The following is a 25245-nucleotide window of genomic DNA, read 5'->3' on the forward strand; positions in this document are numbered from 1 at the left end:
TTGTATGCATTTTTTAGAAAAACATACACTACTGTCTATTTTTTTATACACTGTCCAGAGGCTATGTTATGGGGGCCCCCTTGATATAACCAGTCTTATTATTTTCAATGTAAAGTTACTTCGCCCCCCAACATATACTGTTCAAAAGCAAAAAGGAAGTGATCCCATGTATTACGGAACAAAGGGCTGGTACGTAGCTGAACTTAAAAAATTAGGCGTGCGCTATCATGAAGGTCGAAAACTAGAAAGTTACCGCGGACACATATTACGCAATTTACTCATCGCACAACAAGAAAAATTAAAAGAACAGTAATAGACTCCTATCACAATATCAACTTATCGCCACCTGCAAACTGCCAATCAATCACACATCAAACTACACTAAAAAGGTCACCCAAACGGGTGACCTTTCTCTTTCTATTCACAAACAAGAATTTGTCTAGTAAATGATCCTTTTCTTGTAATACAGCGATCTGTAATTTCAAATCCTGCTTCATGGATCATGTCGTCCATTGTCTCCATCGTTACAACGACTACCTTTTTAGCGATGCGGCGTGCACTTGAAAGAATGGAGAGCTGGTCTTCTGGTGTGGCATGCGTAAATAGGTCGTACGGCATATCGATAATGGCAACGTCGTAGTTCTCAGTAATTTCCTCGATTGGTCCTTTTGTGACTGTTCCTTCAAATCCGAAATGTGCAATATTTTTTCTTGTTCCAAGAACTACAAGTGGATTTATATCTCTACCAACGATGTTAATCCCCATAGAAAGTGCTTCTACTACTACTGTTCCAATACCGCAGCACGGGTCAATTGCTCGTACTCCCTCTAGATTTGGTACAGCGATATTTGCAACCGATCTCGCAACACGTGTGCTAAGTGATGTCGAATAACTATGCGGTTTTTTTATGTGATGATACCAAACTGGTTCGCTTTCTACATAGTGCCCGAAGTACCAGCGTCCTCCAAGAGGAACAATCCCGAATACACGCTCTGGATTACGAACATCCGCTTCTCCTTCAATATGCATGCCAAGGTCTCGTTCAATAAGACGTCTTTCTCCATATTCAATTTTATTTTCTCCAACGAGGTCATTGATTTTAACGAAGATAACTTTAAACGACGCCCCCGCTAAATCAATTTGTTCCACTTGTTTTAAAATGCTTTTTAAGTCGTCCCCTTCATACATAACCTCAACGCGCTCTTTCATAAACGCACTTCTACTCGGGTCAATTTTTACATCACTTTTTAAAATATTAACGTGCGACTCCATTCCAAAGAACGAGCGCATTTCCAAGTAACATAAAGCACGCTCCTCCTCACGAAATGCATACGTATATATACAGGCAGGTGTTTTACTATGATTATTCAATCTATTATCATCCTCTATCGTTTAAAATTGTTATGATTACAATTACTCAAATACTTTTTTGTATATAAAATTAAATGATATCATATGCCGGAAATAAAGAGAAACGTTAATAAATAAAAGAGACTGCCAATGGCAATCTCTTATTATTTATTAACGGAAAGAAGACACGTTGTTACCCATTTCTTCATAGTAATCTAAAATACCTTGATAAATAGCTTCCGCTGCATTTTGTCTTTGCGCTGGTGTAGCTATTTTATCTGCATCACTTTTATTATCTACAAATGCTAATTCTGCTAATACAGCTGGCATTGTATTTTCTCTAATTACGTATAAATCGCCTTTTTTCACACCACGATCTTTTGTTCCCAGTGCATCTACAAGACGCTCTTGAATTTTTTCTGCTAGTAAACGACTTTCTGATACGTTAGGATTTGTTCCTCTTGCTGTCGCTGATTCATAGTAGAATGTTTCTGTACCTTGTCCATTTTTCTCTTCCGTGCCATTACCATGAATACTTACAAAAATATCCCCATTATTTTTTTGAGCAAATTCTACACGTTTCTTTAAAGAATCAGAAGCACTTGTTCCTGGACGTGTATCATCTGTACGAGTGAATAACACAGTAAATGGTGTCTTTTTCTCAAATATTTTCTGTAATCGTAATGATACATCTAATACAGTTTCACTTTCTTTCTCATAATAACCTGGATTACCTGAATCTGCTCCACCATGACCTGGATCAATAATAATCGCTTTTCCTTCTAAGAAATTCCCTTGCTTCACTGGATTTAATTGATTTTTATTAACCCATTGGAAACCAGCGCCCATGCGGATACGAATCCAGCTGCCGTTCTCTTCAATAACAGTTACTTGCTGTGCGTTATGTGTTCCCATTACTTTTGATGAAGAAGAAGCTTCTGCATAAGTAGTGAATCCTTCATTAATAACTTCTGTTTTCTCTACTAAAGGTGTCCATTTATCACCGTTACTTGTTGCAATTTTGATCCATCCATCTCGTTCTTCTTTAATTTCAACCGTTTGTGGGTTATGCTGATTCGCACTAATCCCAGAACTTAATGATGGTGCGTGATATGTAATGAATTTTCTATCTATGTACATTTTCTTTGTTTCTACTGGACGATCACTATTCTTGCTAAATTTATCTGTTTGCGCAGTAAGCTGAGCTGCTTGTTCACGCGTAATAGAATCATTCGGTTTCCAGCCATTCTCTGTACCTAAAGAAAGTTTTAATTCTACTAAAATATTAACTTCTTCTTTACCCCAATGATTCTCTAAATCAGCGAATTTTGTAGGAACTGGTCCTGTTACTTTGCTTTTCAGATTATATGCTCTTACAAGCATAGCTGCCATTTCAGCACGGGTTACTTTTCCTTCAGGATCAAATACTCCTGGTTCTCGCCCTTTAATAATATTCTCTTTTTCCATGGCTGCAATAAATGAAGCTGCCCAATTATTTTTTGCATCATTATAAGACGGCTTTGCATTCGGATCTACTTTAGCACCAATTGCTGTTGCGATAATCTTTGCTGCCTGGGCACGTGTTAAATTTCCGTATGGCATAAAGTTACCATCTGGCATACCGTTAATTACATTTCTCTCTACTAAATAATAAATTGCGTCTTTCGACCACGCACTATCTGAAACATCAGGAAATTTCTTCGTTTCTGCTAAACTACTAATTGGATGTGCTAGTAAATTTGCTGCTAATAAACCTGCGGCTATTGCTTTGTACTTCATGAAAAATAAATCTCCTCTCAAAACTTCATATTCATACATTTTTTTAATCAAGCTAACTAAAAAATATTAACTATTAATTAATTCCTTTCATAGTGTATAACATTATATATCTATAGTAAATACGTTTCCGGCCTTATAACAAAAATCGCATATATATAACTTATAATGAATGTATATAAAATAAAACTTTAATCAGCCCACAAATAGCGGGATAAAAAAACGATTAGGACATGTCTCCTAATCGCTTCGCCAAATAAAAAGCTGATTAAAAATAATATTTTTAATCAGCTCTCTATTATCTATGAAATTATTCTTCAATTAAATTAGACATTACATATGCATACACTAATGCTTCTGTATGCGCAATAGAACTTTCATGTGTACGTTCAAATGCGTGAGAAGAATCAATACCCGCTCCAATTAACGCATGTTTCACATCAAATCCCGCGCGAATCGCAGCTGATGCATCAGATCCGTAGTACGGATAAATATCTACTTTATATTCAATATGATTCGTTTTCGCAAGCTCTACTAAATGTTTACGTAAAGCGTAATGATACGGGCCGCTAGAGTCTTTTGCACAAATAGATACTGTATATTCATCAGATGCTTGTCCATCACCTAACGCTCCCATATCAACCGCTAAATATTCAACAGTTTCGTCTGGAATATTAGAATTACCACCGTATCCAATCTCTTCATTATTAGAAATTAAGAAATGCGTCGTATATGGTAATGTTACGTTTTCATCTTGTAATCTTTTAATTAATTTTAATAAAATCGCAACACTTACTTTGTCATCTAAATGACGTGATTTTATGTATCCACTCTCTGTAATTTGAACGCGCGGATCAAATGACACGAAGTCTCCTACTTCAATTCCTAATTCGCGTACTTCATCAGCTGAAAATACGCGCTCATCAATACGAACTTCAATATTTTTCTCATCGCGTTTTGCTTCACCTGCATCTTTATATACATGTACAGATGTTTGATGCATTAAAATCGTTCCTGTATACGTCTTGCCACTTGATGTTTCAATTTCGCAATATTCTCCTTCTACAGAGTTCCAACGAAATCCACCAATCATAGAAAGACTCAGGCGACCATCAGGCTTAATTTCTTTCACCATCGCACCTAACGTATCAACATGTGCCGTTAATAAGCGGTGCTGCGCATCATTCTTCCCTTTTACTGTTAAAATAAGAGCACCCTTATTATTACGTTTCGTTTCTACGTTCCACTCACTGACATAGTTTTCAATGAAATTAATAATTTTCGCTGTATTTCCAGACGGACTCGGAATAGAGACAAGCTCCTTAATCAGTTCCATCGTTTCTTTCGTATGATGTGCCATTGTCGTTTCCTCCTCATTTTCTCTACTATTCAGTATACAAAATCCGCCAGAAAACCTCTACTTATATGGCTTAATTTTCTAAATTGTAGTAAAATTCTTTTTAGTATACAAAAGGAGTCCTGAAATATGAATATATCAAAAAAATATATACACATTGCACTCATTTGGTTTTTAGCATCATTATTTTGTTTACAAATCTCTTATGCCATTCATACTACTACTTCTATTACAATTGGCTGGATATTAACAGCTATCTTCTTCATTATTAGCTTCATTGCAACAAAAAAGCATAGCGTTAATCATTAACGCTATGCTTTTCCTATAAAACTATTCTTCTGAAACATCTAATAAATAAATCCCTCTTTCAAATCCACCGCGCTCTACTTCTTTTTTCTTACGAAGGCGTTCCACATCTTCAATCGATGCACCTTCCGCACGTGCTAATGAAATGATTACTTCTAGTGCATCCGCAAGAGAATCTAGCGCATGTTCGCGTTCTTTCATAGAAGCAAATTCACGAATTTCTTCCGTTCCAATTTTCGCTAAAGCCTGTATGTATGCTTGACCTGTTAATTTTTGTGCTGTATACGTTTTTCCAGACATTAAAATCTTCTCTGGAACACGATCTCTTACTAACTTGTTATATGCTGACATCATTCATCCTCCTATATTTAATAACATCCGAGCTCTGCTTTATAGAAAAACCATTTTTTCTTCACGCACGCACTTAACATATCAATTCCTGATCCATGTGCTCTTACATGTGGAAAGAAATAGTGCTCTAAGTCTTCGTCCTTACCATATAGAGTTTAATACTCATCTGGAATCGCTTCTTTTTTCACATCTTTTTCTTTCGTCACCCCGTCAGAAAATGCAACACTTGGATGTCCCTCAAAAAACAACGCAGTCCGAACTGCCAAAGATGGTGTACTATGCAAAGCAGAATATGTAAGCAAAATAATAGTGATAACACCGATCATTTTCTTCATGTATTACTCCTTAAAAAAAGTGCTAACACAATTATACTAAAATGTGTTAGCACTTTCTCCCCTTTATCCCGAATTAACGAGCTAATAATCAGTGAGGAATGGACAAACTTTATTCCCCTTTAAATGCTGGTAAACGTTTCTCTAAAAACGCAGCAATTCCTTCCTTATGATCCGCTGTTTGTCTCATTGCATATTGACCACGCTTTTCTAATTGCAATGTTTGCTCTAAATTAGAGCGATTTACTTCACATAAAATTTGCTTCGTTTGAATCATTGCTTTAGTCGGTTTTTGTGACCATTCATTAATTTTTTGCTTCACAGCCGTTTGGAAATCTTCGCCGATTACTTCATCAATTAAGCCGATATCAAGCGCTTCGCTCGCCGATAATTTCTTGCCTTCCCAAATAATTTGCTTCGTCATATTTTCACCGACGCGCTTTTGAAGGAAGAAATGACCGCCTCCATCTGGAATTAAAGCGATTCCAATAAAGTTCATCGCAATAACAGATGATATATCCGCCATTACATAATCAGCTGTTAACGCAATACTTAACCCAAGACCTGCAGTTGGTCCATGAATTGCACTAATAACAAGCTTTGGCATCGTATATAACGTCACGACAACTTCAGAAATAGTATTCATAATGCCATCAAACTTACTTTCATCATTACTTGAAAGCATCGATTTAATATCCCCACCCGCAGAAAAACCACGGCCGTTCCCGCATAACACAACGATATGCGCAGAACTTTCCGCTACTTCTTTCAACTTTTGTAATAACTCTTTTAATGTCGGCTCATCTAACGCATTTAACACCTCTGGGCGATTGACCATAACCGTTGCAACGTGGCCTTCATATTTCACAACGACAGATTCTGTTTTACTTGTTATTTCCATTATATATACCCCTCTTTTCTCCATAAAGATTATACTTATATAATTATAGAGAACCATTGAAAAATCCTTCTTTTTTCTCAATTTTCTGTCTAATAATCTCGCAATTTGTACATATACCGTATAAAACATACAATTCCGTTGAAAAATATAGAAATTAAAGTCGGTTTATCCATGCTTTTCATCTATTTACCATTACAATGAAATGGTGTATTCTTAAGTTTGATAAAAAAACAAATATTGAAATTCATTCGCCTTACTATGTAAAAAAGGCTTTATACCCATCTTTTGGGTGTTGTAATAAAGGAATGAAGAACTGGAGGAACATATGGTTAATAAGTTGAAACAAACGGATAACTACTTCCCACATTTCCTATTGCTATTCATTGTGTTTCAACCAATTTTAGATTTATTAACATCTTTTTCAATCTATATACTACACATGAGCGCAACAGTTGGAGTTGTAGTCCGTTTCGCCTTTATGCTTCTTGCATTAGGATACCTACTTCTTCATCACAAACAACAAGATGCGAAAAAGTACATCCTCTATTTATGTTTACTCGGAATCGCACTCGCAATCGGTCTTGTAAATAATATGATGGTTAAATCTCCATTTTCATTTGGAGAAGAAGTTAAATTCATTTTAAAGAGCATATATCCAATTGTGCTACTGTTTGGATATATTATCGCCTTTAAAGAGCTAAAAAATAAAGAGTATGTATTTCATAAAATCATTACATATTTCTTATATGCAACTTTAATTTTAAGCATCACAATGATTGTCGCAATGCAAACTGGAACGGATTTCCCAAGCTATCCTCATTCAAAAATCGGTTCAAGAGGTTGGTTCTTCGCTGGAAATGATTTAAGTTCTCTTTTCGCCATTATGTTCCCAATCATTGTCTTATATTCGATTCATAAAACAACTTCTTTCTCGAAAATATATTACTGGATTCCAACAATACTTGCGATGTATGCAAGTATTATGGTCGGAACGAAAGTCGGATATGGCGCAATTGTTATTACATTAGGCGTAGCACTTTTCTTCTCATTCATTGAATATATGATAAATCGTAAAAAAGAAGGAAAAGGATTCACACATATTGTAAATACCGTTGTTGCCGCAGTTATACTAGGAGGTTTAATTGCTCTTACACCGCATACTCCTATCGCAAAAAATATGGGCATTCACATGCAAATATACGAATACAAAAAATCAGTACAAGAAGAAAAAGATCGAAAAGAAGGAAAAGTAATTAAAGAAGATCCAGAAGATGCAAAAAAACATGCAAAAGGTGAACTTACAGATTCTGAAATGAAAAGTTTGATTTACAGTGATCGCGACAAATTCTTAAAAACATACAAACAGTACTATAAAGACGCACCGCTTTCACAAAAACTATTCGGAATGGGTTACGCTGGTAACTACACAGATAAAATTAAATTAATTGAAATGGACTTCCATGACCTATTTTTCGCCTTTGGAATTGTCGGTTTCCTTATTTACTTAATACCACTTCTATACTTTGGTATTAAATTATTCATCCGCATGATCACAAACTTTAAGAAAATTATGACCGTAAAGTATATGCTATTAGCGAGCACACTCATTCTATCACTTGGCATTGGCTTTATGTCTGGCCACGTATTAACAGCGCCAGCCGTTAGTATTTTCTTCATTGTTATTCTCGCTTATATCATTGTTGATTTTGAAATTGAATAAAGTGAAACTTTAATCAGTGGGGGTTTTGTTCATCCCCCACTGATTATTAGTTGAACCAATCGGGCTTTTACGGGCAGTTCATCCCCCACCTAACTTCCTTGCTTCCACTGAATTTTGAGGTGGGGGATTACTGCCCGTTAATGCGGGATAAAAAGAAGGTGCTACGAAATATTAGTAGCACCTTCTTTTTTATTTAATTAATGTTTTACGTACTCTAAGCTTTCTTTTGCGATATACGCTTCTGTTACAGTAGGGTTATCTGAAATAACTTTAACCCAAGATTTTCCATTTATTATTTCTTCACCAGTAACTGTGACAACTGCATTTGTATTTAAACGATACAGTCGCTCATTTGATATACTAGGATTCTTTTTCACTTCCACGTTATTCATCACACGTGCAAGTTTATACTTGTTGTATTCTTTTTTACCCAAATAAGAATCAAAACGGTTCATGTGCCCCGCTACTTTTTTACCCCAGTTCGCATCAGATGCATATTTTGCATTTAAACCAGCAGCTTTATCACCTGTATATGTTGCTGTATAACGCCAATGTCCTGGATTTAAATATCCTTCATTCATGTATAATTTTGCTGCATGTTCAATACAATCTTCTTTTGAATTAAATGCTTCCCCGTTACCATATGGACTATCGTCTGTTGCTTTTAAACCAAATAAATTATTTTTGTCTTTTGCAAGAGCGCTTGTTCCATAATAACTTTCATGAATTGCTAATGAATATAAGAATAATGCATTTACATTATACTTGCTTTCTACTTCTTTAAATTTCTTTCCTAAACCAATTAATGGAGAGTCTGGCTTAATCGATTTTACATAACTATCTAGTTGTTCAGCTGTATAATCTGTTTTCGAACGTAATGATAAATAATTGAAATATTGATAGAAAGTTTCGTCTCCAAATGTTTTGCCATCTACACTATACATTTGCTGTCCTTGCTTCATGAAAGAAGGTGCCACACCATATCTAAATTCTGTATATCCAGGTGAACTTGTATTATATGTATAATATTTATGGTATAAATATCCATCTGATTTCACATAATAAGACGACTGTTTCATTTCATTTGTAGGAATTAAAGTGATTTCATTCTTCTTCACATAACCTGTCAAACCAGAAAGTTGAACTTTCACACGATCTTCGCCAACTTCTAACACTTTCAATTCTGTTCCATACTGAATATACGTATATACTGTTGACAAATTCTCATCATAAATATTAATGATGTTTTGCCCAGTTATTCTTTTCGCACTTGCAAAACCATCTTTAATCCATAAAAATTCGTTCTCGTATTTTACCGCATTCATACCTTTATTTTGAGCAGCCGTAACCGCTTCTTTATACGTATTATAGCGCTCTACTTCTTGCTCTGTTCCGTTTTCTCTTACATTTGTCACAACATATTTCTTAGTTTCTACAGGATTGCTATTTCCGTTTTTTTCAATCGTCTGAAGCATGCGATCCAACATAGCTGAAGCCATCCCTCTTGTAGCTGATAAATGTGGTCTAAATGTATTATCTTCTGGATACCCTTTAATAATTTGAGTAGCCACCATAACTTGCACATGCTCTTTATAGTTAATACTATCTTTATCAGTAAAGGTAAGCGGACTTACAGCTACTTTAATATTTTTATAGTCTAACGCTCGCTTTACCATTATCGACATTTCTTCACGTGTAATCACATCATTTGGTGAGAATGTCTCGTTCGTACGACCATTAATAATTTTCGCTCCATATGCTCTACTTACACCATCATATAAACCGTAAGTCTTCGGCACATCCTCGAAATTCGAATCAGCTTTCGGTAAATTTAAAGCCCTTGCTATGAATGTAGCAAACTCTGCTCTTGTTACTAATTTATCAGGCGCATATACATTGTCTCCATACCCCATTAAAACTCCTTTAGTAATAAGTGAGCGCATATTCGTCTCAAACATATGTCCTGTAATATCATCATTTGCCGCATAACTTGAAATAGGAGTTAAAAGTAATGATCCCGTTAATGCCACTGCTGTTATACCTTTTGAAAAAGTCTTCAAGGTTATCCTCCTCGTAATCTACGAATTTATTATCACAAATTTGATTATATAATACTCACAATCATTTTAGCATAATAAATAGGAATTAAAATGAAACGTTTTTTAATTAGAATTTTCATTACATTCAAAACAAAATAAAAGACACTTTACTTTTTTAATAAAGTGCCTTTTTCCATATGATCAATGAGTTTCTTTGTTGCCTGTTTGCCTTGCAACCGAAGCTCATCTATTGTCAATTGTAACTCTTGCTGCACAGTTCCTTGTTGCATTAATTGCTTTTTCGCAATTTCATATAAATATTCAGCACTCCATTCGCCATCCACACTTCCTATAACTGGCTGATTCACTTGACTTAAAAACGAATCAATTTTCGGATCGTATGAAATCCCGACCATTGGAGTTTTGGCTACAGCAGAAAAAACTAGTGCATGAAGACGCATGCCAATTAGTAATGAACATTGTGATAAAATGAATATTTTCTCGTCGATATCCATTTTATATGGAAGCATATACGTCTCTTCTCCCATTAAGTCTACTACTTCACGCGAAGCTTTTTGATCAAATGGCTCATGCATTGGAACAAATAGAATTTGGTATCCTTCTTGCTTTAATTTTTTTAATGCCGCAGCTAATTTTTTTATATAATCTTCTTTTGCATTCCAATAACGCACACTAACCGCGATTACTTTTCCATGTATCGAATGTTTTTGCAACCAATCCGATTGTTTTGTCCGTTTCCATGTTAAAACAGGGTCTGGAACAATTTCAATATCGTTTTTTATGCCAAGTCCTTTTAAATATAAAAACGAATCCTCATCTCGAACTGATACATAGGAAGCTTTTGACAAGTTCCATTTTACTAATAGACGATTATATCCTTTTGTAATTGGACCTATTCCTTGTGAATAAATATAATACGGCTTTTTTAATAATCGAGCGAGTCCCATAATACCCGTATAATATAGAATACTCTTCGTACTTGTCTGATCTTGAAGAAGGCTCCCGCCACCACTAATAACTCCATCACTGTTTTTGATCGCATGATAAACAGCTTTTATATCCCAGCGATCTACCGATTCTACACCATACATTTCCTTTGTATATTTAGAATCATTTGATAGTACTACTAGTTCTATATCCGGGTTCTCTTTACTTAACGATTCAATAATTGATTGTAGAATCGCCTCGTCTCCAACATTATAAAAACCATAATATCCTGATAAGACTAAACGCACCCTAAATCTCCTCCAAAACTAGGTAACCGTTTATTTCATCTAACATAAACTGGTACCCATTCCTTACCTAAACACTTAATACCCTACATAGTTTCCTCTTTATCAGCTCATATGAATTTTAATAAAAAATTAAATTTTTATATTTATCTTTTCAAAAATGGTATTTTTTTTATTGATATCCATTTTAATTTCAAAGCACATACACCATACAAAATGGTTGTAATGCTTAATGCTATACCACTGAATAATAACGTCATAATTCTTGAAGATGTAACATCTATCACATTAAATAGTTCATACAATCCTAGTCCTAAAATAGATGCTATTGCTAGCACACCAAAAAAACTTTTTAAATGAATAGAATAGGCAATATAGCTTCGAATATACAAATGATTTACAATACAAATCAATACGTAAGTAATGAATGTACTATACGCCGCTCCATCTATGCCAAACTTCTGCACGAACATTATGTTTAACACGACTTTCACACAACTCGCACCAATAACTATCCATGCAGCTTGTGCAGAACGGTTAATGCCCTGTAAAACACCTATTGATAATACCATAACCGCAGTAAAATACGAACTGCCAATCATAACTGTTAACATACTACTGCCTTTTACGTCTGTGAACAATCCGACATTTAACGGTACTGTTAATGCCATCAACCATATTGTTAACGGCGCTGTCAAAACATGCGCTAGTCGATTTGTATTTTGAATTGTTATTTTCGCCAAATTTATATCTCTTTTGGCCAATGCGGAAGTTAAGAGTGGTATTAACGGAAATACAATTGCACTTGCAAAAATAACAATTATTTGCGTGAATGCAAAACCGCGACTGTATATTCCAAATTGTTCTTGAATTTCTGTTGATGATCCTTGTAATACATGCGGTATTGTAAGCGAGTCTACTAAATTTAAAAGTGGCATTGATAAAGCTCCGATAGCGATTGGGATCGATACCCTCAATATCTTTTTGCCGTTTTCTCTTAAATCTCGGAGTGAATAGGAATTGCTTTTATTGTAGTATGGACTTCTATTATATTTTATACGCAAATATATAAGCGAACTAATGACTCCAAGAAAAGAGCCAACCATCGCACCACTAGTAATAATAGTATTACTCTTATCCCATGATACTAGTATGTAAGCAATTATTAACATAAAAAACACACGTACAAATTGCTCAATGACCTGTGATACCCCTGTTGGTTTCATATCACCGAAACCTTGAAAATACCCTCTATAAACTGCCATGTATGGAGCAATGAGTAATGCTAATGAAGTAATAAGCAACGGCATTCTAGTTTCTTGTCCACCAAGCATATTTGCAATTTCAATAGAAAATAATACAATGACTAAACAGCCGAAAACGCCAAATGCTATTCCTATAATTGACGCTGATGTAAATAATTTCGCAATTTCCTTTTGCTTATTTTTTTCGTTCAACTCTGCAATTAGTTTCGAAATTGCAAGTGGAACTCCGGCTACCGATAATGTAAGAGCAATCATATATACAGGAAAAACAAGACGGAAAATACCGAGCACTTCATCTCCTGCAATATTTTGTAATGGAATTTGAAAAAAACTACCAAGCAATTTTGACAAAAAAGTTGTAATTGTTAAAATCGCTGCTCCTTTTACAAATGTTTTATTCATATTTTTTCTCTTTTCTTTTATACATATACTCTCAAACATATTGTTTTAAACGATAGGGATTCACTTTATCCCATTGGTTATCATAACAAATTTATTATAGGTTGAATACTTGGTTTTTTTTACAAAATAGAAAAGAGAACCAATTCACGCCTATCTCTTCACACTCTAACTTCTAATTCCTTCCATTATATGTACACATTATAACTGTTTTCTTTACTCAAAAAGAGCTCTTCTCTATCACTGCAGTACATATTACTAAAAACATTATAAGAATATCCCACAACTCTACATTATAATGTATGTAAAATTGTGAGATATTCTAATTACCATCTAAACACTTAAGATTTTCAATTGTTCTTTCTGTTCATCGCTTGCCATTACTATGATTGTTTTTTCAATACTCGGATGTACTTGCTCAAGCTTTACACTTGCTCCTACTTTATTTGATTGCTCAACAAAATTTAATAATGCCATAGCTCCTGATACATCCATATAACGCACATCTTTCATACGTAAAACAACCGGTGACTTCACATCTTGTAAAGTAGAGAAAATACGATCTACTGATAGGAAAGAGAGCGGTCCTTGAATTGTGTACGTTTCTTCTTTTTCTTTTACGATAGAAGCTTTGCGTTCTTTACATTTCACTATATATATGATGAACGAAAGAATAATACCGAATGCAACAGCAATCATTAAATCGAACTTCACCGTTACAATCATCGTTACGAGCATAACAACGACATCACCTTTAGGAGCGACATGCATCTTTTTCATGCTTCCCCAATCGAACATTCCAATACCAGTTAAAATTAAAATACCTGATAATACAGCAAGTGGAATATATTGTACGACCGAACCAAGACCCATAATAAAAATGAATAAGATAACACTATGCATACATGCCGAAAGTGCCGTTTTACCGCCACTTCTTATATTCACGATAGACCTTACAGTCGCACCTGCACCTGCTAATCCGCCAAACAATCCGCTCATCATATTACCGATACCTTGTCCAACGAGCTCTTTATTACTTTTATGACGTGTACCTGTCACATTATCCATTACGACCGATGTTAACAACGAGTCAATCGATCCTAATAAAGCAATACTAAGCGCTGGTAAAATAAGTGCTGCTATTCCTGTTCCACTTAAAGATGGAATATGAAGCGTAGGCATCGCTTCTGGAATGGTTCCAATCTTTTCAATTACTTTGTTTAATGAAAGATTTCCGATAATCGGTAAATTTACTGTAAGTCCTTCGAGTAGGGAAGAAAATAAAGGTAGCAAAGCTGTCACACCGACTAGTGCTACTAAACTAGACGGAATCGCCTTAATCCATTTACCAGAAACAATCATTACAATAATCGTTAACACAACAAGTAGAAAACTATTTTGTACGTGCTTTATTTCGCCTAAAATAATGATTAATGCAATACCATTCATAAATCCTGAAACGACAGGATACGGAATATATCGAACGTAAGAACCGAGCTTACATACACCGAATAAAATTTGAAATAACCCTGCCATCATAAAGGCAATAAAACTTGCCTCTAACCCGTGCGTCGCAATAACTCCTGTTGCGATAACGGTAATTGGTCCAGTTGGCCCCGTTACTTGCCCAGGTGTCCCGCCAAATAACGCTGCGAATAAACCTGCAAAAATCGCACCATACAATCCAACAAGCGCTCCCTCAGACGTTCCTGTCGCAGCAATACCAAATGCAATCGCAAGTGGTAACGCAACAATCGCAACAGTAAATCCTGCTAAACATTCCTTTGCTATTTTTTGAAACATAAAAAAACCACCTTTGTATAAAGTCCATGTTCCATTGTACACCTAAAAAGATACATTCGTTAGCTCACTTTTTACATTCTCGTGACGTAAACGTATTCAATGAAAAGTTTCCCCCTTATCTTTGGAAACAATTGCAACTATGCTATAATGAACAAATTAAATCTTTTACTATATACTTGGAGGCACTATGCTAACTTTTGAAGAAAAATTATCGATTATTGAATCTTTCCCAGAACTAGAAAGAAAGAACGTATCATTAAAACGTGTAAACTTCCACTTTGAAGAAAGTCGTTTAGATAAAAAGAACGTTGTATTTCATTTACACCCAAATGGAAATGGATTTGTGTATGCAAGCGGTATTAAAGGTTACAAAACGGATGATAAAGGTATGGTTAACATCCGTGAGTTTTCAGCAGAAGAGTTACGTTCAGTAATTGAGAAATCAATTGACCTTCTATCACAAGAAGAAGTAGTAGCACCTGTAGAACCTGCGAAAGAAGAAGAATGGCAGAACGAAGATGGTCATATTCTTACTCTTATTTCAGAGGATGACATGTGGAACGTGTACGCTGGTGTAAACTTAGACGGTACATTCAACTCTTATCCAGAAGCTGCGGAATACCTTGATGAAGAAGGGTTTTCACGTAAATAAAAATAGAAACCTATTTCATTGAACGACTTTTATAGTAATCAAAAAAGACACTTAAGGTGTCTTTTTTTGTTATATAAACTCCTTTCTCACACTAACTCTATTAATTTTCATAAAATGATTCAGAGGAGGTTTATATGAATACAACTGCTAAATTAATAAATTGGAAAGAACATGGCGATATGATTATTCTAGAATGTGAATTAAATGGAAAACGCTTCGAGATATCAACATATAAACAACGAATATATAATGCACACCTTTTATCAGCTGACGTTTATATTCGTTTAGATTCATCTGATAATATAATTGGAATAAATATCTATAAAAAGTAAGAAAAGCCCACTATTCCGTAAGCGGGCTTTATCTTTATTACAAAATGTTAGAGTATACTCTCTTTTTTTCATACAGTTTATGTAATTATACATATTCATTAAAAAATACACTAAATGAATATTACATGTAGTAAAATATAACTTGTGGGCACGTTCTATAAAGCAGATTCTTTTAAAAGGCGTAACATATCAATTATTATAGGGGATGTGGCGTCACTTCGATATTGATCTCAAATCTCTTGTCTTTTGTGAACTAACAATCTAGTGTATATAGACGATTCTGCTTTATAGTGTGTGTTTACACTCATAACAAAGGGGTAATGGTAATACGGATAGATTCCGATTCGTATGAAATGAAATGGTTCAAGTCGGAGAGAGGCACCTTAAGGTGTCTTTTCTTTTTGGACATTACATCCATTTTGTTTTTCCACCTTATTTCAAATGCGCTAATTAACCTTCACCAAGAAGAAATGAGAATTAAGTAAATATAAAGTGACTGATATTCACTTAATTCCCAACCTCTACAAAAGAACAGGACATTTAAGAATTAACAAAGATATTGTTTCTTCTGTTTAATCTCTTACAGAAAAAGAGACGAAAACCCCATAGATATGGGGTATCCTTCATTTTCTATTTTTTCGCACCTTTCAGTGACTCCCTCAGCACAAACTTCTGCAACTTCCCGCTCGCATTACGCGGAAGTTCATCTACAAATAAATAATGACGTGGACGCTTATAATCTGCTAATTCGTCACTTTCTTTGCAATACGTTTCTAAATCAGCTTCTGTTATTGTTTCATCTTTCTTCACAATAACTGCCACAACACGCTCTCCCCATAATTCATCTGGCTCACCAAGTACCGCCACATCTAATATACCGGGATGACTATGAAGGAAATCTTCAATTTCACGAGGGTAAATATTTACGCCACCGCTAATTACCATATCATCAACACGATCTGCAACGAATAAATAACCATCCTTATCAAAGTATCCTAAATCACCAGAATGATACCATCCTTTATACATCGATTTTTTATTTGCCTCTTCGCGATTATGATAGCCAGCCATCATAGTTGGGCCGCGTAAAATAATTTCTCCTACTTCATAAGGAGGTAATACATCATCTGGTTCTGCCGGTGCATCCTCGTTCGGTTTCACAATACGAACTTCATGACTAAAGCATGGTGTGCCTGCTGAACCAGCTTTCGTAATTTGATCCTCCTCTACGAGAAATGCCACAACTGGTCCCATTTCTGTCATTCCGTATATTTGAACAAGGTCAATATAAAGACGTTCTTTACATTCCTTCACTAACGCCGGTGCCATTGCCGCTCCGCCATATATACCGATTTTCATTGAAGTTAAATCATACTGAGTTAAATCTTTTTGCAACAACATATTCCACATCGTCGGTGCTGCAAAGAACGTCGTAATCTTTTCTTCTTGAATCGTATGTAATACTGTGTCTGTATCAAAATGATGTAAAATAATATTCTTCCCACCAACTTGAATGCGTGGTATGATTCCGGCATTTAATTCACCACAGTGATATAAAGGCGCAACAACAAGCCCAACGCTATCTCTATTATATTTTAGGAAATACGTACAAATCATACTATGCTCAGCCATTTCACGATGACGATGTAACACGCCTTTCGGATGACCTGTCGTACCGCTCGTATAAAGCATTGAACAATAATCCATTTCATCAATTTCGATATTTACTTTCTCAGAAGATGCTGCATTCACTTTTTCATGGTAGGAACTTGCATAGGAAGGTTTATCGTTTTCTATAGACCAAAAAGATGTATTTGGAAAATCTCTTTCAATTATAGCAACAGTTGACTCAACTGCTTTTTCAAAGACAACGACTTTCGAGGATGCGTCCTGAAGAATATAAGATACTTCTTTCGCCTTTAAGCGGAAGTTAATCGGGTTAAAAATCGCACCAATTTTCGCACAAGCTAAGTAAACGTTTACAAATTCATGGCAGTTATATAAGTAAACAGATACTGTATCTCCCTTTCTTACTCCGTCTTCTAATAAAGCGTGTGCCGTTTTATTTATTTGTTCATCCCACTGTTTATATGTCCAGCGAATATTTTTTTCAGGTTCCACTAACGCCTCTTTATTCGTATACTTACCAACAGATAAATCAAAAATTCTCCCTATCGTCATGTACATGCCAACAATTTCCCCCTTTTCTCTTTCATAAATCTATCATTTCGTCTATAAGTAGACATTGTCCTTCAATGTTTTGACTAATTTTTCTGATTATTATCGACATAGTTTTACATACGGTACCACTAGACGATAAATGAAATTATATCAGCGATTTTTCGAATATATCGACTTACCGACAAAAACTGACAAGATATAATCGGACCGCCTATTACTGCAGGATAAAAAGAGGTTGTTCCGACTCGGAACAACCTCTTTCTTCTTATGCGAATAGCTCTTCTAAAATTTTCAGTTTATCTTCTGTATATTTTACAAAGCCATCGTTATATGATTTTGGATCTTTCGGATTCGCGAAGTGCGTAATTGCCCCCGTCTTCGGATGAACAAATTTACTTGATGCACCGCAACCAAGTCCGATAATTGATTGTACTTCTTCCATAATGACAATGTTGTAAATACTTTCTTGCGTCGGCATTGCATAACCAACGTTCTCTAAGTTACCTAAAATATTCTTTTGACGATATAGGTAATATGGTACGTAATTATGCTTTTGCGTCCATTCTTCTGCTTCGTGCATCATCGCTGTAATTTCTTCGCGACCTGCTACTTTATATTTACGTTTGTTTTGCGTCATTTCAGAAGCACGTTTAAATGATAACGTATGAACTGTTAATGATTCTGGCATTAACTTTTCTGTTTCATCTAACGTATGCTTGAAGATATCTAACCCTTCACCAGGAAGACCAATAATTAAGTCCATATTAATATTGTTCATTCCCATTTCACGAGCTAAATGGTATTTCTCAATTGTTTCTTCTACAGTATGATGACGTCCAATTGCTTTTAGTGTCTCTTGATGATATGACTGCGGATTAATACTAATACGGTCAATGTTCCATTTATTTAACACTTCTAGCTTTGCTGGCGTGATCGTATCTGGACGACCTGCCTCAACTGTTACTTCACGTACATTTTTCACGTCTGGGAACGCTTCGTACATTTCTTCATACAGCATATCCATCTCTTCTGCTGTAATACTTGTAGGTGTACCGCCGCCATAATAAATCGTAGTAACTTTCACACCTTTTTCTTTTAAAAACTTACCAATTTCACGAACTTCATAATGTAAACCACCTAAGAACGAATCAACAGATCCTTGGCGTCCATTAATCGCATAAGCCGGGAATGTACAGTATGCACATTTCGTTGGGCAAAACGGAATACCGATATAAATACTTACTTCTTCTTTCAAACGGTATAAATCCGGAACAACTGCTAATTGGCAATCAACAATACGCTGAAGAAGTTCAATTTTCTCTTCATGAATTAAATAACTTTCACGAAGTTCTTGATGCGCTTCTTCTTTTGACATACCATTTTGAAGCATTTTATGAAGAAGTTTCGTCGGACGTACTCCCGTTAAAATACCCCAGCTTTGTTCAAGTCCAGTTAACTGCTGAAGAACAGAAAGATATACATAAGAAACAACGTGCTTCACTTGCTTCATACGCTCTTTTTCATCTGTGAAAGCAGATAAATCTTTCGAGAATGTTTCTTCATACACATTTCCTGTGCTAACATCCGTTAATCGAGCGGATGCTTTCACATTATCCTCAATGTGTATATCAACGATCAGATTCGCTTCCTCTTGTTCAAATCCAATCGTACTATCTTCAAAAAATAAGCCGCCAATATTTTGTAGCGGACGTAAAAAACGATCATCTTGTAACGTTTTAATTGAAATTAACACATTATCACCTTTTCATTTGCAAACTCTCTTTAGTTTACTTGAAGGGCGTTTACAGGTCAATACAGAAGGTTTTACCTGTTTCTCTTACATTTTTTCAAATAATTCTTTTTATGAATATCGCTCATGTATATAGACATCATGATTTTCTCTTGTTAAAATTTATTAGTACAAAAAATCGTTACATAGCGAAAATACAATATAAAAAGGAGGAATGTTAACACTAGATTCCATAATCTAATGTGTTAAAAAAAATATGAAAAAGAAATTTTATAGTGTTTTAACTCTCTCTCTTGCATTACAAACTGTTCTTGCACCTACTTATTCATTTGCAGAGAGTGCTGAAAAATCCGCCGAAGTATATACGGAAGATCAAGTTTTTAAAAGTATTAAAGAGCATGTTAATGAGCATAGTACTCATGAAGAAGATATCGAGGTTACTGGCCAATTCCTACTATACACTTCAAAAAAACATTCATTATATACCACGAATGATTTAAAAAACAAATCGAATATCGAGATTACAGAACAAGTCGTAACGGCGACAAAGAAAAAAGGAAATGCTTACTACATAACGACGCCAACTGGCGCTGGATGGATAGATAACAATGATAATAGCTTAGAAGTTCAAGAGATTCATAAACTATCTAACCAAAAATTAATCGTAAAAGAAGAAGCTTCCATACATGCCCTTCCGTTCCAATCGTTTAAAGAAGAAGGGAAACTACAACCACAAGTCATTACTCCTACTGAACAAGCTGGAAATTGGTTTAAAGTCCAAATAAACGAAACAGCAAAATGGATTTATGCACCTTCTGCTACATTTGAAGGTACAAAAGCTTCATTACTAAAAAACAGTCGTACTGCTAAAAATAGTTTATTGAGAGCTCCGGAAGCTCTACAAACAAACAATATTTATGGCGTTACATTTAAAGAAATGATTGTCCCAAAAGGAAATGACGATATTCGCCCTGGCTACCCGATGGTACCTAAATATATTACGATTCACGAAACGGCTAATACAGCGAAAGGTGCTAATGCTCTAAATCATGCAAAATTCTTAGATAACCAAGCACGCGGAACAGCTGATCGCGCCGCATCTTGGCATTTCACAGTAGATGATAAAGAAATTTATCAACATCTTCCGGTAAATGAAGTTGGATGGCATGCTGGAAATAAAACTGGAAACTATGAATCTATCGGAATTGAAATTGCCGTTAATCAAGATGGAAACTATGAAAAAGCGGTAGAAAATGCCCGTAAATTGGCAGCTTATTTAATGAACGACTTAAATATTTCTCTAGATAAGGTCCAAAAACATCAATTTTGGTCAGGAAAAAACTGCCCTGCGTTTATGATTCAACGCGGACAATGGAATGCTTTCTTAAAAGGAACTGAAACATACTATAAGGAAAACCAAAAAAATCCCGTAACTGATGACATTACAGGTGGATGGTATGAACAAGACATTCGTCAATTAGCAGCTAGAGGCATTATGCAAGGAGAAGGGAACGGCAAGTACTTCCCAGAACGTCTTGTAACGCGTGCTGAATTTGCTACACTAATTACTCGTGCTTTACAATTACCAAGTGGAAATGCTAAGTTCACAGACTTAGAACAAGTACACCCATCTTTAAGAGACGGTATTAATCGTGCAGCAAGCGCAGGCATAATCCGCGGACGTGGTGATAATACATTTGATCCAAATACTACAATTACACGCGAAGAAGCTGTTATTATGATTGATCGTTCTCTAAAACACGCTGGTATTTTTGCAAAACAAGTTGAACTACCATTCGTAGACCAAAACTTAATTTACGCTAAAGAAGAAGTACAAAGAGTGTATGGATATGGAATTGTAAAAGGTAATGAATTTAATCAATTCGTACCAAAAGGACCATCACAACGTGCACACGCAGCTGCATTTATAAACAGAATGCTTAGCGTAATTGAAGCTTAAAATATTTATCTGTATTAATTTAAAAGGCATCAGAGATTGTATATCTCTGATGCCTTTTATACATCCGTTAACTATTTTTAGCCATGAATCTTAAACGTATTCCTAGTAACAGAAGCATAAAACCGATGAATGGAACGTAATTCGTATTGTGTCCTGTAGCTGGAAGTTGTTGATTATTAGAAGAACCTTGTCCTTTTTCTGGTAAATTAGGTTTTTCTACTCCCTCACCTGGCTTCTCTGTTCCTTCACCCGGCTTTTCTGTTCCTTCACCTGGCTTTTCTGTTCCTTCACCCGGCTTTCCTGTTCCTTCACCTGGTTTTCCTGTTCCTTCACCTGGTTTTCCTGTTCCTTCATCAGGCTTCCCTGTTCCTTCACCTGGTTTTTCCGGATCTTTATCTGTATCTTTTTTATTTGTAATTTGAAGCTTTACAACTTCAATTTTTTCATTAGAAATCGTAAATTTCATTTCCTTATCGGATAAAGTATATCCTTCTGGCGCTTGGATTTCTTTTAAAGTGTAATCTCCTGGTTCTAACTTCTTAGAAGTCGCTTTACCGCTCTTATTTGTTGTTAATGTGTCGATTTTTATTCCGTCTTTCCAAATTTCAAACACTGCGCCTGCTAATGTTTTATTTGTATTATTGGCATCTACCTTTGTAATTTCTAATTGACCTGTAATTTTTTCTTTCACTTTTTCATTCATAACTTCTTGTTTTACTACTTCATTTGCTACAACATTTACTTCTACTGTTACTTCTAACGCCTTATAACCTTCCGGCGCTTTCGTTTCTTCTAACGTATACTTTCCTGGCACTAAGCTTTCGAATTTCACAACGCCGTCTTTATTCGTTGTTTTCGCTTCTCCAACTACTTGACCAGCTTCGTTCTTTAATTTAAATTCCGCACCTGCTAGAACTTTTCCACTCTCTGCATCCTTTTTGATTACTTGTAAGCTTCCTAGTTCTTTTGCGTTTTCTATTTGTACTTCTACTACTTTGTCTGCTTCCACAACGACTTCAATTTCTTCTTTTAACAACTTATATCCTTGTGGTGCTTTCGTTTCTTTTAATTTGTATGTTCCTGGCTCTAATTTCTGAGAAATTACTTTACCAGTTTTATCTGTTCGTAACGTATCTACTTTTTTACCATCCTTATACACTTCGAATTCTGCGTCTGATAATACTTTCGCTTTATCTTCTGCATCTACTTTCACAATTTCAAATTGACCTGTTACTTTTTCATTCGTAACCTCTTGTTTTACTACTTCATTTGCTACAACGTTCACTTCTACTGTCACTTCTAGCGCTTTATAGCCTTCTGGCGCTTTTGTTTCCTCTAACGTGTACTTTCCTGGCACTACGTTTTCGAATTTCACAACACCGTCTTTATTCGTTGTTTTCGCTTCTCCAACTACTTGACCAGCTTCATTTTTCAGTTTAAATTCTGCACCTGCTAGAACTCTTCCACTCTCTGCATCCTTTTTGATTACTTGTAAGCTTCCTAGTTCTTTTGCATTTTCTACTTGTACTTCTACTACTTTGTCCGCTTCCACAACGACTTCAATTTCTTCTTTTAGCAATTTATATCCTTGTGGTGCTTTCGTTTCTTTTAATGTGTACTTTCCTGGTTCTAATTTCTGAGAAACTACTTTACCAGTTTTATCTGTTCGTAACGTATCTACTTTTTTACCATCTTTATACACTTCGAATTCTGCATCTGATAATACTTTCGTTTTATCTTCCGCATCTACTTTCACAATTTCAAATTGACCTGTTACTTTTTCGGGGATCTTTTTATTCACCACATCTACAGTCACTACTTTATTAGCCTCTACATCAACAGAAACTGAACTAGATGATAATTCATATCCTTTCGGTGCTTCTACTTCTTTTAATGTATAGCTTCCAACTGGAAGTTGTTTCGATAAGGCTTCACCTTTATCATCTGTAACAATTGTTTCCACAACTTTCCCATCTTTATCGATAACATCAAATTTTGCACCTGGTAGAAGTTGACCAGATTCACTATCTTTTTTCAATAATTTAAATTGGCCATTCTCTACTTTTTTCGTATTCTTCATAACAAGTTCAATTACGTTTGTATTATCAATTGTTACTTTGACTGGTGTATCAACTTTTATATATCCTTCTGGTGCACTTATTTCTTTTACAAAATAGTCACCAAGTGGTAAATCTTTAACTTCCGCAATACCCTTTTCGTTTGTTGTAACAGTAGCCACAACGTTATTATCTTTGTCTATAACATCAAATTTTGCGTCTTTTAAAACAATATTTCCATCGTTTTCATCAACTTTTTTAATTTGTAAATGTCCTTTTTCAGCTGCTGGTTTATTCCATTTTGGCCAGTTAAATTTAAAGTTATGAACCTCAAAACCATCTCTTTGGTGTAATCCTCCAACATAGGCTTGTCCATTAATAGAACCACCTTTTGTTTCTACAACTGCATTAGGTGCAAACACACTACCTACTACACCATAACCTTTAGTTGTTATCTTTGTAGCATTAGGAAATACCCAAATTACCTTACTAGCTAACTCAGTAAAAGATGAATTAGGGTCGTATGCTTGAGATGTATTAATTAAATCCGTCGCCATCCCAGTATTTCTTGTATCATACAAAATTGCACCGCCACCAAAACTCACTTCTTCTGCATCTGAATAAATAACAATAAAGTCTTTATTCTCTACATTCGGAAGAAAAACGTCTTTTACATCAAATGCTTTCTTTCCCGTTTGGCCTGAAGAGACATAAATATTAGGGTTATTTACATCTTCACCGATTCCAAAACTCATATTAGGTTTTGGCTTATCAGTGTGTAGTTTACTTGCATCCCCAATTACACCATCAACGTCTTTTCTAAATTCTTTAAACTTAGCATCAATCTCCGCTTGCTCTTTATAAGAGATACGGTCATATGATGTTTTCATTGCGCCATCTGGGTCACCATCTTTTGTCATCGCCACTGTTCCATCTTGAATAATTACTTGTCCTGCTCCCGCTTTCGTAAATTGACCGCCTAGTAATAATGATGGATATCCTTCATCTACCCAAGTTGCTCCAGCTAAGTTATTTGCTCCAGTTGCAGCCGCTACGACTGTATAACTTGATGCGTTCATATTTTTCTGAACAGCCATCGCACCTTCAATATCCGCACTCGTTGCACTATGATCTCCAAAAATGATGGCGTTGTAATAAGATACATCACCTAAACCTTTTAACTCTGTTGTAGCTGCCTCTGCTTTAAATGGTAAATGGATTAAAAAATTCATACATATTAGTAATACAACTATTAAACTACTACTTAACTTTTTAATTTTTTGATTAAATGATTTCCTCAAGAAATTCATTCCCCCTTTTAAACTTCCTAAAATCACAAAAAGAAGCACATTTCATATGTACCAGGTCTTACTCACATTAACTTAAAATAATCCATTTAAATACAACAAAGGAACGCTACAACTACTTAATAAAATTACTACAATTCATTTTTGAAATAAG

At 35.2% G+C, this 25245-nt stretch carries 18 protein-coding genes and 1 pseudogene; 6 read left to right on the top strand and 13 right to left on the bottom strand.

The window, feature by feature from the left end; translation table 11 throughout:
- The first annotated feature begins 4 nt into the window (after positions 1 to 4).
- On the top strand, positions 5 to 313 hold the full coding sequence (locus H6481_RS06235; protein ID WP_259347362.1) for a YflJ family protein: 309 nt from the start codon (positions 5 to 7) through the stop codon (positions 311 to 313).
- A gap of 104 nt (positions 314 to 417) precedes the next feature.
- Here H6481_RS06235 and H6481_RS06240 read toward each other — a convergent pair whose 3' ends face one another.
- The 3 genes from H6481_RS06240 to H6481_RS06250 all read right to left on the bottom strand — a co-directional run bounded on the left by H6481_RS06240 (position 418) and on the right by H6481_RS06250 (position 4486).
- Positions 418 to 1371 carry a methyltransferase domain-containing protein gene (locus tag H6481_RS06240; RefSeq protein WP_182811238.1) on the bottom strand — a complete coding sequence of 318 codons (954 nt, stop codon included), beginning with the start codon at positions 1369 to 1371 and terminating at the stop codon, positions 418 to 420.
- Positions 1372 to 1521: 150 nt separating this feature from the next.
- Entirely contained in the window at positions 1522 to 3129 is a 1608-nt protein-coding gene (locus H6481_RS06245; protein ID WP_000875328.1) for an N-acetylmuramoyl-L-alanine amidase, read from the bottom strand.
- Between the two features lie 307 nt (positions 3130 to 3436).
- Positions 3437 to 4486 (bottom strand): M42 family metallopeptidase, encoded by a 1050-nt coding sequence (locus tag H6481_RS06250; protein WP_029441720.1) that lies wholly within the window; start codon positions 4484 to 4486, stop codon positions 3437 to 3439.
- A 126-nt stretch (positions 4487 to 4612) separates the two neighbouring features.
- On the opposite strand from H6481_RS06250, the gene H6481_RS06255 reads away from it, so the two are divergent.
- Positions 4613 to 4792: a hypothetical protein gene (locus H6481_RS06255; protein ID WP_029441719.1), complete on the top strand. Its 180-nt coding sequence runs from the start codon at positions 4613 to 4615 to the stop codon at positions 4790 to 4792.
- A 21-nt stretch (positions 4793 to 4813) separates the two neighbouring features.
- On the opposite strand, the gene H6481_RS06260 is transcribed toward H6481_RS06255, so the two are convergent.
- The 3 genes and pseudogenes from H6481_RS06260 to H6481_RS06270 all read right to left on the bottom strand — a co-directional run bounded on the left by H6481_RS06260 (position 4814) and on the right by H6481_RS06270 (position 6397).
- A complete protein-coding gene (locus H6481_RS06260) occupies positions 4814 to 5140 on the bottom strand; it encodes a nucleoside triphosphate pyrophosphohydrolase (RefSeq protein WP_001277348.1) in 327 nt (108 codons plus the stop codon).
- A gap of 17 nt (positions 5141 to 5157) precedes the next feature.
- Positions 5158 to 5475 (bottom strand): annotated as a pseudogene (locus H6481_RS06265) (hypothetical protein).
- A 109-nt stretch (positions 5476 to 5584) separates the two neighbouring features.
- Entirely contained in the window at positions 5585 to 6397 is an 813-nt protein-coding gene (locus tag H6481_RS06270; protein WP_182811290.1) for an enoyl-CoA hydratase, read from the bottom strand.
- A gap of 301 nt (positions 6398 to 6698) precedes the next feature.
- Between H6481_RS06270 and H6481_RS06275 the strand changes: the two genes are divergently transcribed.
- Positions 6699 to 8093: an O-antigen ligase family protein gene (locus tag H6481_RS06275; RefSeq protein WP_000247522.1), complete on the top strand. Its 1395-nt coding sequence runs from the start codon at positions 6699 to 6701 to the stop codon at positions 8091 to 8093.
- A gap of 197 nt (positions 8094 to 8290) precedes the next feature.
- Here H6481_RS06275 and H6481_RS06280 read toward each other — a convergent pair whose 3' ends face one another.
- The 4 genes from H6481_RS06280 to H6481_RS06295 all read right to left on the bottom strand — a co-directional run bounded on the left by H6481_RS06280 (position 8291) and on the right by H6481_RS06295 (position 14852).
- Positions 8291 to 10153, bottom strand: coding sequence for an S-layer homology domain-containing protein (locus tag H6481_RS06280; protein WP_182811241.1), 1863 nt, complete (start codon positions 10151 to 10153; stop codon positions 8291 to 8293).
- Between the two features lie 146 nt (positions 10154 to 10299).
- Positions 10300 to 11388 carry a polysaccharide pyruvyl transferase CsaB gene (csaB, locus tag H6481_RS06285; protein WP_001241596.1) on the bottom strand — a complete coding sequence of 363 codons (1089 nt, stop codon included), beginning with the start codon at positions 11386 to 11388 and terminating at the stop codon, positions 10300 to 10302.
- 143 nt (positions 11389 to 11531) lie between these two features.
- Positions 11532 to 13052 carry a polysaccharide biosynthesis protein gene (locus tag H6481_RS06290; RefSeq protein ID WP_097987991.1) on the bottom strand — a complete coding sequence of 507 codons (1521 nt, stop codon included), beginning with the start codon at positions 13050 to 13052 and terminating at the stop codon, positions 11532 to 11534.
- 330 nt (positions 13053 to 13382) lie between these two features.
- Positions 13383 to 14852 (bottom strand): SulP family inorganic anion transporter, encoded by a 1470-nt coding sequence (locus tag H6481_RS06295; RefSeq protein WP_000486667.1) that lies wholly within the window; start codon positions 14850 to 14852, stop codon positions 13383 to 13385.
- A gap of 187 nt (positions 14853 to 15039) precedes the next feature.
- Here H6481_RS06295 and H6481_RS06300 point away from each other — a divergent pair, with 187 nt between their 5' ends.
- Together H6481_RS06300 and H6481_RS06305 are read left to right on the top strand one after the other, a co-directional pair.
- A complete protein-coding gene (locus H6481_RS06300; RefSeq protein WP_000954998.1) occupies positions 15040 to 15504 on the top strand; it encodes a hypothetical protein in 465 nt (154 codons plus the stop codon).
- Between the two features lie 134 nt (positions 15505 to 15638).
- Positions 15639 to 15836 carry a hypothetical protein gene (locus tag H6481_RS06305; protein ID WP_001098258.1) on the top strand — a complete coding sequence of 66 codons (198 nt, stop codon included), beginning with the start codon at positions 15639 to 15641 and terminating at the stop codon, positions 15834 to 15836.
- A gap of 630 nt (positions 15837 to 16466) precedes the next feature.
- Here the strand turns inward: H6481_RS06305 and H6481_RS06310 are convergent.
- Positions 16467 to 18023, bottom strand: coding sequence for a fatty acid--CoA ligase (locus tag H6481_RS06310; RefSeq protein WP_071731830.1), 1557 nt, complete (start codon positions 18021 to 18023; stop codon positions 16467 to 16469).
- Between the two features lie 259 nt (positions 18024 to 18282).
- A complete protein-coding gene (locus tag H6481_RS06315; RefSeq protein ID WP_000908776.1) occupies positions 18283 to 19770 on the bottom strand; it encodes a coproporphyrinogen III oxidase in 1488 nt (495 codons plus the stop codon).
- Positions 19771 to 20023: 253 nt separating this feature from the next.
- Here H6481_RS06315 and H6481_RS06320 point away from each other — a divergent pair, with 253 nt between their 5' ends.
- The gene (locus H6481_RS06320) at positions 20024 to 21727 is read left to right on the top strand and encodes an S-layer homology domain-containing protein (protein ID WP_142238791.1); all 1704 of its coding nucleotides are present in this window, start codon (positions 20024 to 20026) and stop codon (positions 21725 to 21727) included.
- Between the two features lie 67 nt (positions 21728 to 21794).
- On the opposite strand, the gene H6481_RS06325 is transcribed toward H6481_RS06320, so the two are convergent.
- Entirely contained in the window at positions 21795 to 25094 is a 3300-nt protein-coding gene (locus H6481_RS06325) for a SpaA isopeptide-forming pilin-related protein (protein WP_075716846.1), read from the bottom strand.
- Between the last annotated feature and the right edge of the window lie 151 nt (positions 25095 to 25245).

Source organism: Bacillus sp. ME78 (genome assembly GCF_903970865.1).
Classification (GTDB): domain Bacteria; phylum Bacillota; class Bacilli; order Bacillales; family Bacillaceae_G; genus Bacillus_A; species Bacillus_A cereus.

Bases quoted from the DNA above. Each gene is read 5' to 3' on its own strand.
- H6481_RS06235 (WP_259347362.1), top strand. From the start codon at position 5: ATGCATTTTTTAGAAAAACATACACTACTGTCTATTTTTTTATACACT.
- H6481_RS06245 (WP_000875328.1), bottom strand. From the start codon at position 3,129: ATGAAGTACAAAGCAATAGCCGCAGGTTTATTAGCAGCAAATTTACTA.
- H6481_RS06250 (WP_029441720.1), bottom strand. From the start codon at position 4,486: ATGGCACATCATACGAAAGAAACGATGGAACTGATTAAGGAGCTTGTC.
- H6481_RS06255 (WP_029441719.1), top strand. From the start codon at position 4,613: ATGAATATATCAAAAAAATATATACACATTGCACTCATTTGGTTTTTA.
- H6481_RS06260 (WP_001277348.1), bottom strand. From the start codon at position 5,140: ATGTCAGCATATAACAAGTTAGTAAGAGATCGTGTTCCAGAGAAGATT.
- H6481_RS06270 (WP_182811290.1), bottom strand. From the start codon at position 6,397: ATGGAGAAAAGAGGGGTATATATAATGGAAATAACAAGTAAAACAGAA.
- H6481_RS06275 (WP_000247522.1), top strand. From the start codon at position 6,699: ATGGTTAATAAGTTGAAACAAACGGATAACTACTTCCCACATTTCCTA.
- H6481_RS06290 (WP_097987991.1), bottom strand. From the start codon at position 13,052: ATGAATAAAACATTTGTAAAAGGAGCAGCGATTTTAACAATTACAACT.
- H6481_RS06295 (WP_000486667.1), bottom strand. From the start codon at position 14,852: ATGTTTCAAAAAATAGCAAAGGAATGTTTAGCAGGATTTACTGTTGCG.
- H6481_RS06300 (WP_000954998.1), top strand. From the start codon at position 15,040: ATGCTAACTTTTGAAGAAAAATTATCGATTATTGAATCTTTCCCAGAA.
- H6481_RS06305 (WP_001098258.1), top strand. From the start codon at position 15,639: ATGAATACAACTGCTAAATTAATAAATTGGAAAGAACATGGCGATATG.
- H6481_RS06310 (WP_071731830.1), bottom strand. From the start codon at position 18,023: ATGTACATGACGATAGGGAGAATTTTTGATTTATCTGTTGGTAAGTAT.
- H6481_RS06320 (WP_142238791.1), top strand. From the start codon at position 20,024: ATGAAAAAGAAATTTTATAGTGTTTTAACTCTCTCTCTTGCATTACAA.
- H6481_RS06325 (WP_075716846.1), bottom strand. From the start codon at position 25,094: ATGAATTTCTTGAGGAAATCATTTAATCAAAAAATTAAAAAGTTAAGT.